15 protein-coding genes are annotated in these 15,564 nt (G+C 72.2%); 5 read left to right on the forward strand and 10 right to left on the reverse strand.

Going from position 1 to position 15,564, the window contains the following annotated elements:
- Positions 1-64: 64 nt before the first annotated feature.
- On the forward strand, positions 65-361 hold the full coding sequence (locus EWH70_RS16760; RefSeq protein WP_130476355.1) for an MGMT family protein: 297 nt from the start codon (positions 65-67) through the stop codon (positions 359-361).
- Positions 362-402: 41 nt separating this feature from the next.
- Positions 403-1,254 carry a siderophore-interacting protein gene (locus EWH70_RS16765; protein WP_240687026.1) on the forward strand — a complete coding sequence of 284 codons (852 nt, stop codon included), beginning with the start codon at positions 403-405 and terminating at the stop codon, positions 1,252-1,254.
- Positions 1,255-1,716: 462 nt separating this feature from the next.
- On the opposite strand, the gene EWH70_RS16770 is transcribed toward EWH70_RS16765, so the two are convergent.
- Positions 1,717-2,238: a DUF6790 family protein gene (locus EWH70_RS16770; RefSeq protein ID WP_130476356.1), complete on the reverse strand. Its 522-nt coding sequence runs from the start codon at positions 2,236-2,238 to the stop codon at positions 1,717-1,719.
- A 56-nt stretch (positions 2,239-2,294) separates the two neighbouring features.
- Between EWH70_RS16770 and EWH70_RS16775 the strand changes: the two genes are divergently transcribed.
- Positions 2,295-2,714, forward strand: a complete 420-nt coding sequence (locus tag EWH70_RS16775; RefSeq protein WP_130476357.1) for a MarR family winged helix-turn-helix transcriptional regulator — start codon at positions 2,295-2,297, stop codon at positions 2,712-2,714.
- A gap of 4 nt (positions 2,715-2,718) precedes the next feature.
- Here EWH70_RS16775 and EWH70_RS16780 read toward each other — a convergent pair whose 3' ends face one another.
- Together EWH70_RS16780 and EWH70_RS16785 are read right to left on the reverse strand one after the other, a co-directional pair.
- Positions 2,719-3,534 carry a uroporphyrinogen-III synthase gene (locus tag EWH70_RS16780; protein ID WP_130476358.1) on the reverse strand — a complete coding sequence of 272 codons (816 nt, stop codon included), beginning with the start codon at positions 3,532-3,534 and terminating at the stop codon, positions 2,719-2,721.
- Entirely contained in the window at positions 3,527-4,495 is a 969-nt protein-coding gene (locus EWH70_RS16785; protein WP_130476359.1) for a helix-turn-helix transcriptional regulator, read from the reverse strand. The genes EWH70_RS16780 and EWH70_RS16785 overlap by 8 nt, the downstream gene beginning before the upstream one ends.
- Before the next feature lie 63 nt (positions 4,496-4,558).
- On the opposite strand from EWH70_RS16785, the gene EWH70_RS16790 reads away from it, so the two are divergent.
- Positions 4,559-4,957 (forward strand): DUF3224 domain-containing protein, encoded by a 399-nt coding sequence (locus EWH70_RS16790; protein WP_130476360.1) that lies wholly within the window; start codon positions 4,559-4,561, stop codon positions 4,955-4,957.
- A 14-nt stretch (positions 4,958-4,971) separates the two neighbouring features.
- A complete protein-coding gene (locus tag EWH70_RS16795) occupies positions 4,972-6,084 on the forward strand; it encodes a DNA glycosylase AlkZ-like family protein (RefSeq protein WP_130476361.1) in 1,113 nt (370 codons plus the stop codon).
- Here EWH70_RS16795 and EWH70_RS16800 read toward each other — a convergent pair.
- From EWH70_RS16800 to EWH70_RS16830, 7 genes are read right to left on the reverse strand one after another with little or no spacing between them, the layout of a single operon-like run.
- A complete protein-coding gene (locus EWH70_RS16800; RefSeq protein ID WP_130476362.1) occupies positions 6,039-6,710 on the reverse strand; it encodes a sirohydrochlorin chelatase in 672 nt (223 codons plus the stop codon). The two genes, EWH70_RS16795 and EWH70_RS16800, sit on opposite strands and share 46 nt — an antisense overlap.
- Positions 6,707-7,819, reverse strand: coding sequence for a uroporphyrinogen-III synthase (locus EWH70_RS16805; protein ID WP_130476363.1), 1,113 nt, complete (start codon positions 7,817-7,819; stop codon positions 6,707-6,709). The genes EWH70_RS16800 and EWH70_RS16805 overlap by 4 nt, the downstream gene beginning before the upstream one ends.
- Positions 7,816-8,139: a nitrite reductase small subunit NirD gene (gene nirD, locus EWH70_RS16810; RefSeq protein ID WP_130476364.1), complete on the reverse strand. Its 324-nt coding sequence runs from the start codon at positions 8,137-8,139 to the stop codon at positions 7,816-7,818. The genes EWH70_RS16805 and nirD overlap by 4 nt, the downstream gene beginning before the upstream one ends.
- Positions 8,136-10,640: a nitrite reductase large subunit NirB gene (nirB, locus tag EWH70_RS16815; protein ID WP_130476365.1), complete on the reverse strand. Its 2,505-nt coding sequence runs from the start codon at positions 10,638-10,640 to the stop codon at positions 8,136-8,138. The genes nirD and nirB overlap by 4 nt, the downstream gene beginning before the upstream one ends.
- Positions 10,633-11,982 carry a nitrate/nitrite transporter gene (locus EWH70_RS16820; protein ID WP_130476366.1) on the reverse strand — a complete coding sequence of 450 codons (1,350 nt, stop codon included), beginning with the start codon at positions 11,980-11,982 and terminating at the stop codon, positions 10,633-10,635. Before EWH70_RS16820 ends, nirB begins: the two co-directional genes overlap by 8 nt.
- 12 nt (positions 11,983-11,994) lie before the next feature.
- Positions 11,995-13,419 (reverse strand): FAD-dependent oxidoreductase, encoded by a 1,425-nt coding sequence (locus tag EWH70_RS16825; RefSeq protein ID WP_130476367.1) that lies wholly within the window; start codon positions 13,417-13,419, stop codon positions 11,995-11,997.
- Positions 13,416-15,401, reverse strand: a complete 1,986-nt coding sequence (locus EWH70_RS16830) for a molybdopterin oxidoreductase family protein (RefSeq protein WP_130476611.1) — start codon at positions 15,399-15,401, stop codon at positions 13,416-13,418. Before EWH70_RS16830 ends, EWH70_RS16825 begins: the two co-directional genes overlap by 4 nt.
- Positions 15,402-15,564 lie beyond the last annotated feature (163 nt).

Raw genomic sequence — 15,564 nt, forward strand, 5'->3', positions numbered from 1 at the left:
CCTCCGACACCGCGGAGGGCCACGCCCTTACGCGCGAGTTGACCGTTCGTGCACAGTTGTCCACATGGACGAGGCCCTGCACGAGCGCATCCGGGAGTGTGTCGCGGCCGTACCGGCGGGCAAGGTGGCCACGTACGGTGACATCGCGGCTCTCGCCGGTGCGTCGACCCCGCGCCTGGTCGGGCGGGTGCTGTCGGAGGACGGCGCCGACATCCCGTGGCACCGGATCCTGCGGGCAGGCGGAGTGCCCGCCCCGCACATCCGGCGCAGGCAGCTGGAGCTGCTGCGGGCCGAGGGCGTGCTCGCCGACGGCGAGCGAGTGAACTTGCGCACCTATCGCTGGAACCCCGGCAGCAGTTAGGGTTGGTTAGCCTTGCCTAATCAGCCAGTTTGGGGGTGCCGATGACGGCGACCATGACGTATCACCCGATCCACGTGGCAGCCGTGCGGCGGCTGACCCCGCACATGACGCGGATCAGTTTTCTCAGCGACGACCTGCGATCGTTCAGCCCGGCGGGTCCGGACCAGTACGTCAAGGTGTTCTTCCCGCTGCCCGGCCAGTCACGTCCCACGACGCCACCGCCGGCCGACCCGGACGGCGTGCTGTCCTGGTATCGCACCTACCTGGCGATGCCCGACGACGTCCGCCCGCCGATGCGTACCTACACGATCCGCGGCCAGCGTCCGGAGGACGGCCAGATCGACATCGACTTCGTGCTGCACGGCGACACCGGCCCGGCGTCACGCTGGGCGTTGCAGGCCCAGCCCGGTGACGAGGTCGCGTTCCTGTACCCGCCGCACGCGCTGTACGTGCCGTCGTCGCCGGACTGGCAGCTGCTCGTCGGCGACGAGACCGCGGTGCCCGCGATCGGCGCGATCATCGAGGAATTGCCGCCCGAGGTGCCCGTTCGCGCGCTCATCGAGGTCGACGACGCCGACGACGAGCAACTCTGGGACACCCGCTGCAAGGACCTGCGGGTCACCTGGGTGCACCGAGCGGGCCGTCCGCACGGCGAGGCGGTCCTGGAGGCGCTGCGCGAGCTGGAGTTCCCCGAGGGCGAGCCGTACGCCTGGCTGTCCGGCGAGGCGGGCATGGTGAAGCTCGCCCGCCGTCACCTGGTGCGCGAACGGTCCGTCGACAAGCGGGCCATCACGTTCACCGGCTACTGGCGCGTCGGCCAGAGCGAGGAGGACACCGGCCGGGAGAACGTCCGCAAGCTCGAGGCAGGCGAAACGCCCGCCGACGACCTCTGACCCCCGCGCGCCCAGCGGACTCTGCCGTGAAGGACTCCTTCACAGCACAGTCGGTGCGGGTGGCTTGTCTCGTTCGTGGTGGCCGGTGAGGCTGCTGAGCTTGTTGTGCCTGTTGTGCCCGCTGTGCTCATCGAGGTGGCGACACCGGGCCGCGACGCGCGTGAAGGCCACCTTCATCACGCCAGACGACAAGAATTCGGCCTTCGCCCGAACCCAGGGTGCCCACCCTCCCAGCCACCACAACAGCACCCCGGTCACCGCGAACGAGACCCACACCCGCAGCCAACGGCACCAACCTGGCGAATCTCGCAACCAAGGTGCCCCTCGTGACACCACGTAGCCGCGGTCCCGGAGCCACAGCGGTCACACCAGCCCCACGTGCCACTTCCGTAAGGGAGCGAGGGAGCTTTACTACCGTCTTAGGGTCGTAAAGCTCCCTCGCTCCCACTTCGGCGAGCGGGATCAGGCAGCGTGGGCGACCGGCCTGGGCGCGGCCGCCAGGCGGCGGGACCGCATTGCCAGGATGATCATGACCGCCGGGATCAGCAGGTCGGTGACCAGGACACCGCCGGTGTTGCCGGGGGCGTGGTCGCCGTTGGCGAACCACTGGTACAGGTGACCGGCCAGGGCGCCCCAGAGGAACATCCCGGCGCCGAGCCCGATGGTGATGCGCTCGCGCGCCGATGCCGACGCCGCCCGGAACCCCATGACGGCCAGCCCGAGGTTGGCGAAGGCGATCTCGAACATGAACGGCGTCCGGTCGAAGCCGATGGCGGTGGCCATGACGTCCGGGAAGGCGAGGAACGCGACCGTCATCCACAGGCTGCCGAAGCCCATGGCACCGATGGCCCACCAGCGTTGCCAGATTTCCAGCGACTCCTGGGGCGACCGGGCGCGACGGGCCCGCAGGTACGCCCCGATGGCGGGCACCAGGATCCAGACGAGAGGAAAGGCGGACTGGGCGAGGTAGGAGAGGTTGTCCATGACTTCAGTCTTACCTAGTTAATATTAACATGTCAACACTCAGGTAAGGTGGCGCCGTGGACGACGAACTCGCAGACCTGCTGCACCGCGTGGTCATGCTGCTGGGCGAGGCCGCCCGGCGGCGCACGGACGGCCTCGGCGGCCTGACCTACAGCCAGATACGGCTGCTGGGCACGCTGGAGGACATCGAGCCTGCGACGCAGCACCAGCTCGCCAGGGCACTGTCGGTGTCCGATCCGGCGATCAGCCGGGCGCTGCGACCGCTCGAATCGGACGGCCTGGTGCGCATCACGGTCGACCCCGAACACGCGCGGCGGCGGCTGGTCCAGCTCACCGGCACCGGCCGGAAAGCCTTCCACGCGGCGGGGAAACCGCTCTACGACGAGCTCCGCGCGGCACTGGTGGCGGCAGGCTTTCCCTACGAGCGCTACCTCGCGGACACCCTCCGGCTGGCCGAATTACTCGAATCCCGCTGAGAACTCAGGAGCGCCGCTCCAGCTCGGCGGCGATGAGCTTCACCAGGGCACCGAGACGGGAACGCTCCGGCTGCACCGTCGGCACACCGCGCTCGGTCAGCGGCGCGGCGGTCACCGAGCCGACACAGGCACACAGCACGCCGTCACCCCGCAACGCCGTCAGCAGCTCGTCGAGCAGTCCCCGGCGCTCGGCGAGCGTGAGCAGGTTGGCCGCGGCCGGGGCACTGGTGAACGCCAGTACCCGCACCCGCCCGTCCAGCACACCGTCGAGCAGGCGGTGCGCGGGCTCCAGGTCGTCCGGCCACTGCCAGCGGTAGGGCTGCACCTCGACCACGTCGGCGCCCGCCGCCACCAGCGGATCGGTGTGCTCCGGCAACGGCACGCCGTGCAACTGCACGGCGACGCGCTCGTCGCCGGTCAGCATCGACGCCAGCGTGCCGAACAGCTCCGCGTTCGTCTCGTCCGGCGCCGACCAGTCGTCCCGCAGGCCGAGACCACGCACCGCGCCGCGGGCCTTCGGGCCGCGCACGAGGACCCGGGCCTGCCCGAACCCGGCCAGCAGCTTGTCGGCGAGGCCCCACTCGCCCGCCGCCTCCACCCAGCCGCGGAACCCGGCGCCGGTCGTGACGGCGAGCAGGCCCGGCGGCCGCTCCACGAGCCGCTCGGTCGCCTGCCGCAGCAGCTCGTCACCGGCCAGCGGCACGATGCGGATGGTCGGCGCGTGCCACACCGTCAGGCCGTTGCGCTCCAGGGCGGCGATGAACTCCTCCGCCCGGCGCTCGGCGGTCACGCCGACCACCGTGTCTGGCATCTCAGACATACCGTCTCCCCATCGCCGCGATCGCCTCGGCCAGTTCCGCCCGCAGGTCGGCGGGCTCCAGCACCTCCAGGTCCGGACCGAACCGCAGCAGCTCACCGATGGCCTGCCTGCCCGGCTCGACCGGCAGTTCCAGCCGTACCCAGCCGTCGGCGTCCGGCGGCCCCGCCGACTCACGCAGCGCCCGCGCACCGACGACACCGGTGTAGAACGGTACGAGCGCCTGCCCGTGTGGCGACAGGCGGATCACCGCGATCCGGGAGAACAGCCGCCGCTCGAACTGCTCGGACCACCGGCGCCAGTACTCCCCCAGATCGAACCCCGCCGGCCGCTCGAACGTCTCGCCCGTGTCGCTGATGTCTCGTATCCGAGACACCCGGTAGGTGCGGTCGGTGCCGTCGCACCGCGCGGCCAGGTACCAGTTCCCGGCCTTGAGGATCAGGCCGAGCGGGTCGACCACGCGCTCCACCTCGCGGTTTCCCCAGCGCACGTACCGGACTCGCAGCCGTCTGGTATCCCAGACCGCGGAGGAGACCACGGACAGGTACGGCAGGCTCTCGATCCCGCGGTGCCAGCCAGGGACGTCGAGGTAGAACCGCTCGGCGACCTGCCCCGCGCCCTCCCGCAACCGCTCCGGCAGCGCGGCGTAGAGCTTCAGCTGGGCGGCCGCGAGCACCGTCCCGAGGCCCAGCTCGGCGGCGGCGCCGGGGAGTCCGGCCAGCGCCAGCGACCGGGCCTCCTCCTCGCTCAGCCCGGTCAGCCGGGTGCGGTAGCCGCCGAGCAGCTGGTAACCGCCGGTCCGGCCACGGTCGGCGTACACCGGCACCCCGGCGGCCGAGAGCGCCTCGATGTCGCGGTACACGGTCCGGACGGAGACCTCCAGCTCGGCCGCCAGCTCGTCGGCGGTCATCCGGCCGCGGTTCTGCAGCAGCAACAGCACCGACAGCAGCCTGCTCGCACGCACGTTCTCGATTATCCGCCAAAAACCTGACACTGGCTGACAGGTATCGGCGACATGGTGGTCCCCATGAGCGAGAACACCTACCGCATGATCAGCTGGGAAGAGAACGTCGTCAGCGGCGAGGAGAACGGCCCCCGCTACGCCCACGCCAGGGCTCGCATGGCCTACACCGGTGTCATCGAGGGCGAGTCCACCGTCGACTACCTGATGTTCTACAGCGGCGCGGGCTACGTCGGCGACCACCCGTCGCCGGGGCTGGAACGCATCGAGGGCAGCGTGGCAGGCCGCAAGGGCAGCTTCGTCATCCGGCACGTGGTCGACTTCGACGCCACCGGCATCGCCGGGCGCTGGACCGTGCTGTCCGGTTCGGGCACCGGCGAGTTGGCCGGGCTGTCCGGAACGGGCACGATCGGCGGAACGCACGGCGAGAAGGACATGCCGTACACGTTCGACTACTCGTTCTAGGTCCAGGAGGCGGCATGCTCACCGTGGACAGGGCGCAGGTGCTGGCCTACCGCATCGCCGAGCACGGCCTGCACCGCGCCGGGACGGACCCGGCCGCCCTGGCGGTGTTCGACCTCGGCGTGCAGGACAACCAGCGCGGCGGGCCCGCGCTGGCGCTGACGGCACGCCTGCCCGAGCCCGTGCTCGGGCAGGCGCTGGCCGACGACCCGCGGTTCGTGCTGGCCTGGACGCACCGAGGCGCACCACACCTGCACCGCGCCGCCGACCTCCCCGGGGTCGTCGCGGGCCTGGTACCGCTGTCGGAGGACGACGCCAGGGCCCGGCTGCTCTGGCAACGGTCCCAGGCAGGCGCGACCGACGCACTGGCCACCGCGGCGAAGGCACTGCGCGAGGTCGTCACCGCGCCGATGACCAAGGGCGCGGCCAGCACGGAGGTCACCGCGCGGATCCCGCCGGAGCTGTCCGGCTGGTGCCGCGGCTGCGGCGCCACCCACATCTCCGAACAGCTGATGCGGGTCGCCGCACCGCACGCCGGGCTGCGGCTGGTGCCGGGCGCCACTCCGGCGACGCTCGCCCCGGCCGGGCACCGGCCGGACCTGGAACCCGACCCGGTGGCAGCCACCGCGATCGTGGCCGCCTACCTGCGGCTGCACGGTCCGGCCGGCCAGACGGAGGCCGCCGGGTTCGTCGGCACGACCCGGCAGGAACTCGGCGCGATGTGGCCGGACGGCCTCGCCGAGGTCAGGGTGGACGGCAAGCGCCGGTACCTGCCCGCCGACCGGCTCGACGCGCTGGAGAACCCGCCCGAACCCGACCTGGTCCGGCTCCTGCCGCCACAGGATCCGCTGCTGCAGGCCAAGGACCGTGCCCTGCTGGTCCCCGACCGCGGCTTCCGGAAGGAGATCTGGCGCATTCTCGGCAACCCCGGTGCGGTGCTCGCCGATGGTGAGCTCGCTGGCACCTGGCGTGCCAAGGCATCCGGGCAGCGTCTGGGATTCCAGATCACGCCACTGTGGAGCGTCCCGAAGCGGGTTCGCGCCGCCGTCGAGGAGGAGGCGGCCCGGGTGGCGGCGGCCCGGGGCTATGCCGACGTCCGGGTGAGCTGGCCGTCGAGTGCCTCCGCGTAGCGGCGCAGCACGAGGTCGGCCACAGCCGGATGGTCACCGAGCGGCTCGGTGACCACGGCGGCCCCGGACTCCCGCAGCCGCCGCTGGAACAGGCCCGGCGCCAGCAACCAGGACGCCACCGCGACCCGGCCGCCCTCGGCCACCACGTCGGCGACCGACGGCCGGGCGGTGGCGGCGTAGGCCGTCCGCACCGGCGTGCCCAGCCAGGCGGCCAGCGAGCGGGCGGCCACGGCGACGTCGGCCAGCGCGACCGGGTCGCTGGACCCCGCCGCGCCGAGCACCACCCGGTCGCCGGGCCGGTATCCGTCCCGCCGCAGCCGCCGCGCGAGCACGTCCACCAGCTCGGGCGCCGGGCCGAGGTGTCTGGAGACCCAGACATCGGACCGGCCGGCCGCGGCGACCTGAGCGGGAACGTCCGACCGGACGTGGTAGCCGGCGGCCAGGAACGCCGGGACGACCACCGCCGGTCCGTCCACATCGGACAAGACCGTGGTGACGTCGGGCGCGCGCACGTCGGCGTAGGCCAGCCGGACCGGTACGCCCTTCTCCCGCACCCGCGCGGCCAGCCGCTCGCTGACCTCGGCGCCCGCCGGGTCCCTGGTTCCGTGTGCCACCAGAACGATCACGCCGTCTCCTTCTCCACCGCCAGCCGGTACCCCCGCTTGACCACGGTCTGCACCATCCGCCCCTCCCCCAGCGCCGTACGCAGCCGCCCGACCGCGGTCTCCACCGCGTGCTCCTCGCCACCGGCGGGCAGTGCCGCGATCAGTTCCCGCCGGGAGAGCACCCGGCCGGGCTCGGCGGCCAGCGCCCGCAGCACGGCCATCGGCGCCGGGGCCACCCCGCACAGCTCACCGTCGACGACGGCCGCCTGCCCGCGTAGCTGTACCTGCCTGCCCGCGACCCGCAGCAGGGGCGAGCGGTCCACCAGTGCCTGGGTCAGCGTGCGGGCCAGCGCCCCGATCCGCGCCCGCTCGGGCTGCACGACCGGGATACCGAGCGCGGCGAGCGGGCCGGCGCAGATCGGACCGACGCAGGCCACCAGCACCCGGTGCCGGAACGCGTCGACCAGCTCGGCGTGCCTGCCGGTGCGCCGCGCGACGGCGAGCACGCTGGCGGCCGCGGGCGCGCTGGTGAACGGCATCGCGTCGACGGAACCCTCCAGCACGGCGTCGATCAGCCGGTCCAGCGGTCCCGGGTCGGCTGGCCCGACCCAGCGGTAGACAGGCACCTCGAGCACCTCGGCACCGGCTGCCCGCAGCGACTCGGCGAAGTAGGGCAGCGGCTCCCCGTGCAGCTGCACCGCGATCCGCAGACCGTCCACACCGGAGTCCAGCAGGTACTGCAGCAGCTCCGCGTTGCTCTCCGACGCCGGCGAGTACCGCTCGGCCAGGCCGGCCGCCCGCACCGCACCACGTGCCTTCGGGCCGCGAGCCAGCACCGCGGCCCGGCCCAGCGCGGCCAGTGTCTCGGATCCCAGACCCCAGCCCTCCGCTGCCTCGATCCAGCCGCGGAAGCCGATCCCGGTGGTCGCCACGACCACGTCCGGCGGCTGGTCGAGCAGGTTGCGGGTGGCCGCGTACAACTCGGTGTCGTCGGCCAGCGGGACGATCCGGATCGCCGGCCCGTACCGCACGGTCGCGCCGCGGCGCACCAGCAGCGCGCCCAGCTCGTCCGCGCGGCGCGCGGCGGTGATCCCGATGGCGTACCCGGCCAGCGGCGACACCTCGGTCATGGCCCCGCCAGGTACAGCGTCCCGCCGCGGACCTCGACGGGATGCGTCCGCACCCGCACCGCGGGGTCGTCGACGCACTCGCCGGTCCGCAGGTCGAACCGCTGCTTGTGCATGGGCGAGGCCACCACCGGTGTCCCGGCGTGGTCGCCGAGAATGCCGCGCGACAGGACGGCGGCGCCGGAGAACGGGTCGGTGTTGGCCAGGCCGTAGAACTCTCCGTCGGCGTAGTGGAACACCGCGACCTGTTCACCGGTCGGCAGCAGGGCCGCGACACCGGTGCCCACCGGCACGTCCTCGGCCGCGCACAGGACGACGTTCATGTCCGTACCTCCGGGACACCCAGCAGGACCGGCACCGGCTGCTCCCGTTCGGTCCGGAACGAGATCGTCGGGTCGGGCGTGCCGGGAGCGTTGACGAACGAGCTGAACCGCGCCAGCTTCTCCGGGTCCTCCAGCACTCCGCGCCACTCGTCGGCGTAGCCGTCGACGTGCTTGGCCATCGCCGCGTCCAGCTCCTCGCAGATGCCCAGCCGGTCGTCGACGATCACCTCACGCAGGTGATCGAGCCCGCCGTCCAGTTCCTCGATCCACGGCGCCGTGCGCTGCAGGCGGTCGGCCGTGCGCACGTAGAACATCAGGAACCGGTCGATGGTGCGGATCAGCGTCTCGCTGTCCACATCGGACACCAGCAGCTCGGCGTGCCGCGGTGTCGTGCCGCCGTTGCCGCCGACGTAGAGGTTCCAGCCGGACTCGGTGGCGATCACGCCGAAGTCCTTGCCCCTTGCCTCGGCGCACTCACGCGCACACCCGGACACCGCCGCCTTGATCTTGTGCGGCGAGCGCAGGCCGCGGTACCGCAGTTCCAGCTCGATCGCCATGCCGACGCTGTCCTGCACGCCGTAGCGGCACCAGGTCGAGCCGACGCAGGACTTCACCGTGCGCAGCGCCTTGCCGTAGGCGTGGCCCGACTCGAAGCCCGCGTCGACCAGGCGGCGCCAGATCAGCGGCAGCTGGTCGACGGTCGCGCCGAACAGGTCGATGCGCTGGCCACCGGTGATCTTGGTGTACAGCGAGAACTCCTCGGCCACCTCGGCGATGACCTTCAGCCGGGCAGGCGTGATCTCCCCGCCGGGAATGCGCGGCACGACGGAGTAGCTGCCGTTGCGCTGGATGTTGGCCAGGAACCGGTCGTTGGTGTCCTGCAGCCCGGCCTGCTCGCCGTCGAGAATGTGGCCGTTGCCCAGCGTCGCCAGGATCGAGGCCACCGCGGGCTTGCAGATCGCGCAGCCCGATCCGGTGCCGTGCTTGCTCACCAGTTCGCCGAACGTCGTGATCCGGGTGGCCTGGACGATCTCGAACAGTTCCCTGCGGGAGAACGCGAAGTGCTCGCACACCGCCGACGACTGCTGAACGCCGCAGGAGTCGAGCAGCTTGCCCAGCATCGGGACGCAGGACCCGCACGCGGTGCCCGCACGGGTGCACGCCTTGACCGACGCGACGTCGGAGCAGCCCTTCTCCAGGATCGCCGTGGTGATGTCCTGTTTGGTGACCGCGTTGCAGGAACACACCTGCGCCGACGGCGGTAGTGCGTCCACGCCGACGCCGCCACCGCCCGACGGTGCCAGCAGCGATGCCGGGTCGCCCGGCAGCGGCTTGCCGACCAGCGTGCGCAGCAGTGGGTAGCGGCTGGCGTCCCCGACGAAGACGCCGCCGAGCAGCGTCAGGTCGGCGTCGACCACCAGCTTCTGGTAGCTGCCGGCGACGGCGTCGGCGAACACCACCTCGCGGGCGCCCTCGGTTCTCGCGTGCGCGTCGCCGAAACTGGCGACGTCGACGCCGAGCAGTTTCAGCTTCGTCGACGTGTCCGGTTCCTGGACGGCAGCCTGCCCGCCGAGCAGCTGGGCGGCGACCGCCTCGGCCATCGCGTAGCCGGGGGCCACGATGCCGTACACCGATCCCTCGACGGCGGCGCACTCACCGATGGCGTAGACGGCCTCGTCCCCGGTACGGCAGGAGCTGTCCACCAGCACACCGCCCCTGGGCCCGACGTCGAGTCCGCAGCCGCGGGCGAGGTCGTCGCGCGGCCGGATCCCGGCGGAGAACACCACCAGGTCCAGGTCGAGTTCGGTGCCGTTGCCCAGGGTGGCCAGCAGCCGGTCGCCGTCGGCCTCGATCCGCTCGGTGGTCGTTGCGGTGTGGACGGTGACGTCCAGCTCGGTGATGAGGTCCTTCAGCAGTCCCCCGCCACCGTCGTCGACCTGCAGCGGCATCAGCCGCGGCGCCATCTCGACCACGTGCGGCGACAAACCCAGGTCCCGCAGTGCCTTGGCCGCCTCCAGTCCGAGCAGCCCGCCACCGACCACCAGTGCCGCCCGCCTGCCACGGCCGGACCGCTCGACGGCGGCGCGGATGGCGTCCAGGTCGTCGATCGTGCGGTAGGTGAAGCAGCCGGGCAGGTCGCGCCCGGGCACCGGCGGGACGAACGGTACCGAGCCGGTGGCCAGCACCAGTGCGTCATAGCCCAGCTCCAGCGACGCCGAGCGCACCGTCCGCCGCTCCCGGTCGACGGCCAGCACCGGGTCGCCGAGGCGCAGGTCGACCAGCGGGTCACCGGCGTAGTCGGCGCCGGGCAGGGCCAGCGCACCGGCATCCCAGCCGTCCACATAGGACGTGAGTGCGACCCGGTCGTAGGCGGGGCGGGACTCCTCGGCGAACACGGTGATCCGCCACTGCCCGTCGGTGTCGAGCTTGCGTACGGTCTCCACCAGCCGGTGCGCGACCATGCCGTGCCCGGCGACGACCAGCCTGCGTGTCTCAGACATCGGCGCCCGCCAGGGCCAGCCGGGACGGCGTCGCGGCGGTCGCCGCCGAGCGGCGCAGGTACACCACCCAGGTCAGCACGCCGCACAGGCCGTAGAACGCCAGGAATCCGGCGAACGCGGGAACCCCGCTGCCGCTCTGGCCGAACGACGTCCGGAACGCCAGGTTGATGAACAGCCCGCCGAGCGCGCCGATCGCTCCGGCCAGACCGATCAGCGCACCGGACAGCCTGCGCGAGCGGAGCAGTTCGGCCTCCCGGTCGCCGCCGGCGGCGATCGCGTTCGCCGCCTTGGCGACGAAGATCGCCGGGATCATCTTGTACGTCGACCCGTTGCCCACGCCGGACAGGACGAACAACGCGATGAACGCGCCGGTGAACAGCGGGAGCGAACCGGCGTTGGAGGCCACGATCGCCACCACGGTCACCGCGGCCATGCCGGCGAACGTCACGAAGGTGACCCGGGCACCGCCCAGGCGGTCGGACAGCCTGCCGCCGACCGGCCGGATCAGCGATCCGATGAGCGGGCCGAGGAACGTGACGGCGGCTGCCTGCAGCGGCGTGCTGCCGAACTGGCTCTGCAGCACCAGGCCGAACGCGAAGCTGTAGCCGATGAACGAGCCGAACGTCCCGATGTAGAGCAGCGACATGACCCAGGAGTGCGGCTCACGCACCACCTCGCGCAGCGCGCCGGTGTCACCGCGGACGCTGGCGATGTTGTCCATGTACAGCGCGGCGCAGACCGCGGCGATCACCAGCAGCGGGATGTAGACGAACAGCACCACCCGCGGCGCGGACGCACCCGCGGTGCCGATCACCAGCAGGCCGACCAGTTGCACGGCCGCGACACCGAGGTTGCCGCCGCCGGCGTTGAGGCCGAGCGCCCAGCCCTTCAGCCGTTCCGGGTAGAAGGTGTTGATGTTGGCCATCGAGGAGGCGAAGTTGCCGCCTCCGACGCCGCCGAGCGCGGCCACCAGCATGAACGTGCCGAGCGAGGTGCCCGGCTGCATCACGATCGCGGCCGCCACCGTCGGGACCAGCAGCAGCGTGGCGCTGATGATCGTCCAGTTGCGGCCGCCGAACCGGGCCACGGCGAACGTGTAGGGCAGCCGCATCAGGGCGCCGACCACGGTCGGCGTCGACACCAGGAGGAACTTGTCGGCGGCGGTGAGCCCGTACTCCGGTCCCATGAACAGGACCATGACCGACCACAGTGTCCAGACGGAGAACCCGACATGTTCGGCGAGGATGGAGAACCACAGGTTGCGGGTGGCGATCCGCTTGCCCTTCGATTCCCAGAACCCCTCGTCCTCGGGATCCCAGTGCTGGATCCAGCGCTTGCTCATGTTCTCGCTCCTTCAGGACGTTTCGGCCAGCCAGTCCGCGATGCCGCGCACGGTGTCGGCACAGGTGCCACATCCGGTGGTGGCACGGGTCGCCTCGGCCAGCTCGGACACGCCGGTCGCACCGGCGCGCCAGCACTGCACGAGACGGCCCTTGGTCACGGAGTTGCACCGGCAGATCACCGCCGACGCGGGCAGGTCGGCAGGGTTGTCGGTCGTGGGTGCCGTGTCGTCGCCGACCCGGCCGAGCAGCGTCCCGAGCCGGTCGGCCGGCAGCGGGATGCCACGGTCGTAGTGCTGGACCAGCCGCGCCGCCGCGGCCGGCGTGCCGAGCACGATGGCGCCGGCCGCGCGGTCACCGCGGACGACGAGCTTGGCGTAGTGGCCACGGGCAGGATCGCTGACCGTGACCACCTCGTCCGCCGGGTCGGCGGTGTGCGGATCACCGAACGCGGCCAGGTCGATGTCGCGTGCCTTGAGCCGGGTCACCACCGGGGTGCCGCGGTAGCGGGCGGCGGTGTCGGTTCCGGTGAGCAGGTCGGCCAGTACCGCCGCCTGTTCCCAGGCCGGCTGCACCAGGCCGGAGACGGTGCCGGGGTGCTGGGCGCAGTCGCCGAGCGCGTGGATGCGGCCGTCGCTGGTGCGCAGGGCGTCGTCGACGAGGATGCCGCGGTCCACGTCGAGCCCGGCCCCGGCGGCCAGTGCGGTGTCGGCTCGCACCCCGGCCGACACGACGACGAGGTCGGCGGGAACCAGGGTTCCGTCGTCGAGTTTGAGCCCGTCGCCGGGGAGATAACGGGCCGCGGTGACCCCGAGGCGGAACTCGATGCCGAGCCGGGCCAGCGTTCCGGCGAGCACCCGGCCGCCCTCGGGATCGAGCTGGCGTTCCATCAGGTGGCCGACCGGGTGCACGACGGTGACCAGGTTGCCGCGGCCGGCCAGTCCCCTGGCCGCCTCCAGGCCGAGCAGTCCGCCACCGAGTACCGCGACGGGGGCGCCCACCCGGGCGGCGGCCAGGATGCGGTCGCAGTCGTCGAGGCTCCGGAAGGCCACGACGCCGTCGGCGTCGGCCAGTCCCTCCACCGGCGGCAGCCAGGGACGTGCGCCGGTCGCCAGCACCAGCACGTCGTAGTCCACTGTGGACCCATCGGCCAGGTGCACGACGCGGTTGTCCCGGTCGATCCCCGTTGTCTGGGTTCCCAGACGCAGGTCCACGCGGTGTCGTTCGGCCCAGTCCTCGTCGTGCAGCGCGACCGAGTCCGGCGTCATCGTCCCGGCGACGACCGCGGACAGCAGCACCCGGTTGTACGCAGGCCGCGGCTCACCTCCGATCACGGTCAGGTCGACGACGGCACCGGCCGGGTCGCGGCGGCGGATCTCCTCGGCCAGCCTGGCGCCCGCCATGCCGTAACCGACCACGACGACCCTGCGCGCGCTCACCGGTCGGCTCCGATCCGGACGGCGCAGGTCTTGAACTCGGGCATCCGGCTGGTCGGGTCCAGCGCCGGGTTGGTCAGCAGGTTGGCCCGCCCGGCACCGGGAAAGTGGAAGGGCAGGAACACCACGTCCGGACGCAGCGTGGCGACACAGCGCACCCTGGCGGTGGTCTCGCCGCGGCGGGAAGTCACCTTCGCCAGGTCCCCGTCGGCCAGGCCGGCGCGGGCGGCGGTGTCCGGATGTACCTCGACGAAGACCTCCGGCGCGACGTCGTTCAGCTCGGTCACCAGCCGGGTCTGCGCTCCGGACTGGTACTGCGTGAGGACCCGCCCGGTGGTGGCGTGCAACGGGAAACCGGCGTCCGTCGGCTCGGCGGGCCCGGTGTGGTCGACCGGCACGAAGCGGGCCCGGCCGTCCGGGTGGGCGAACCGGTCGGCGAACAACCGTGGCGTGCCCGGGTGTCTGGTATCCAAGACCGGCCAGTGCAGCCGTTCGCCCGCCGCAAGCCGTTCGTAGGTGATGCCGGAGTAGTCGGCGAGCCCGCCGCGGGAGGCTTCCCGTAGTTCGGCGAAGACGGTCTCGGCGTCGGCGGGAAACCGATGGGCGGGCTGCCCCAGCCTGTCTGCGATCCCAGACAACACGTCGAGGTCCGTGCGTACCCCGTCCGGCGGATCGACCGCGCGGCGGCGCAGCAGTACCCGGCCTTCGAGATTGGTCATCGTGCCGTCCTCCTCGGCCCACTGCGTCACGGGGAACACGACGTCGGCCATGGCGGCGGTCTCGGACAGCACCAGGTCACAGACCACCAGGAGGTCGAGCGCCGACAACCTGTCTGAGATCCGAGACGCGTGTGGTGCGGAGACCACCGGATTGCTGCCGAACACCAGCAGGCTGCGGGGTCCGTCCGGGGTACCGAGGGCATCCAGCAGCTCGAACGCGGACCGGCCGGGACCCGGCAGATCCTCGGGTCTGACATCCCAGACTCGGGCGACGTGCGCGCGGGCGGCGGGATCGTCGATCCGGCGGTACCCCGGAAGCTGGTCGGCCTTCTGCCCGTGCTCACGTCCGCCCTGGCCGTTTCCCTGGCCGGTCAGGCAGCCGTAGCCGGATCGCGTCCCGCCGGGCAGACCGAGCGCGAGTGCGAGGTTGATCCAGCCACTGACCGTGTCGACGCCGGTGGAGTGCTGCTCGGTGCCCCTGGCGGTGAGGATGTAGGCGTTTCCGGCGGCGAGCCGGGCGGCCAGCCAGCGCTGGTCCGCGGCGGAGACACCGGTCACCCGCTCGGCCCGTTCCGGCCACCAGCCCGCGGCGATCCGCCACACCGCGTCGAACCCGATGGTCCGGCTGTCCACATAGGACCTGTCGAGGTGGCCGTCGGCCACGACGGCGTGCAGGACTCCCAGCGCCAGCGCGAGATCGGTGCCCGGCGCGGGGGCGAGGTGGCGGGCGGCCCGCTCGGCGGTGGCCGTCCGCCGCGGGTCGACCACGATCAGCTCAGCCGAACGCAGGTGCTGCAGGAACGGGGGCATCGTCTCGGCCGGGTTCGACCCGACGAGCAACACGGTGTCGGCGTCGGTGAGGTCACCGAGCGGGAACGGCAGCCCGCGGTCGATCCCGAACGCCCGGTTCCCCGCGGCCGCGGCCGAGGACATGCAGAACCGGCCGTTGTAGTCGATCTGCGAGGTACCCAGCGCGACACGCGCGAACTTGCCCAGCAGGTAGGCCTTCTCATTGGTCAGGCCGCCACCGCCGAACACGGCGTTGGCGTCCGGACCGGACTCGCCGCGCAACCGGATCAGCTCGGCGGCGACCAGGTCCAGTGCCTCGTCCCAGCCGGCCGGGGTCAGCTCGCCGTCCCTGCGGATCAGCGGCGTGGTGAGCCGCCGCGGTGAGTCCAGCAGGGCCGCCGCGGTCCAGCCCTTCTGGCACAGGCCGCCGGCGCGCGGGGAGATCCGCACGCCACCGGCGGTGGCGCGCAGGTCCATTCCACACTGCAGGGCGCAGTAGGGGCACTGGCTGGGCGTCACGGGCACGTCCTTTCGGCGGGGACGTTCCCGAAACTAAGCAGCGAGTGTTACTCGGGTGTGCCGGAATGTTTCAGGCGTTTGACATTGCTCCGGCAATGCGGGCGCGTCGCGGTGAGGGCGC

This window comes from Amycolatopsis suaedae, assembly GCF_004214935.1.
Classification (GTDB): domain Bacteria; phylum Actinomycetota; class Actinomycetes; order Mycobacteriales; family Pseudonocardiaceae; genus Amycolatopsis; species Amycolatopsis suaedae.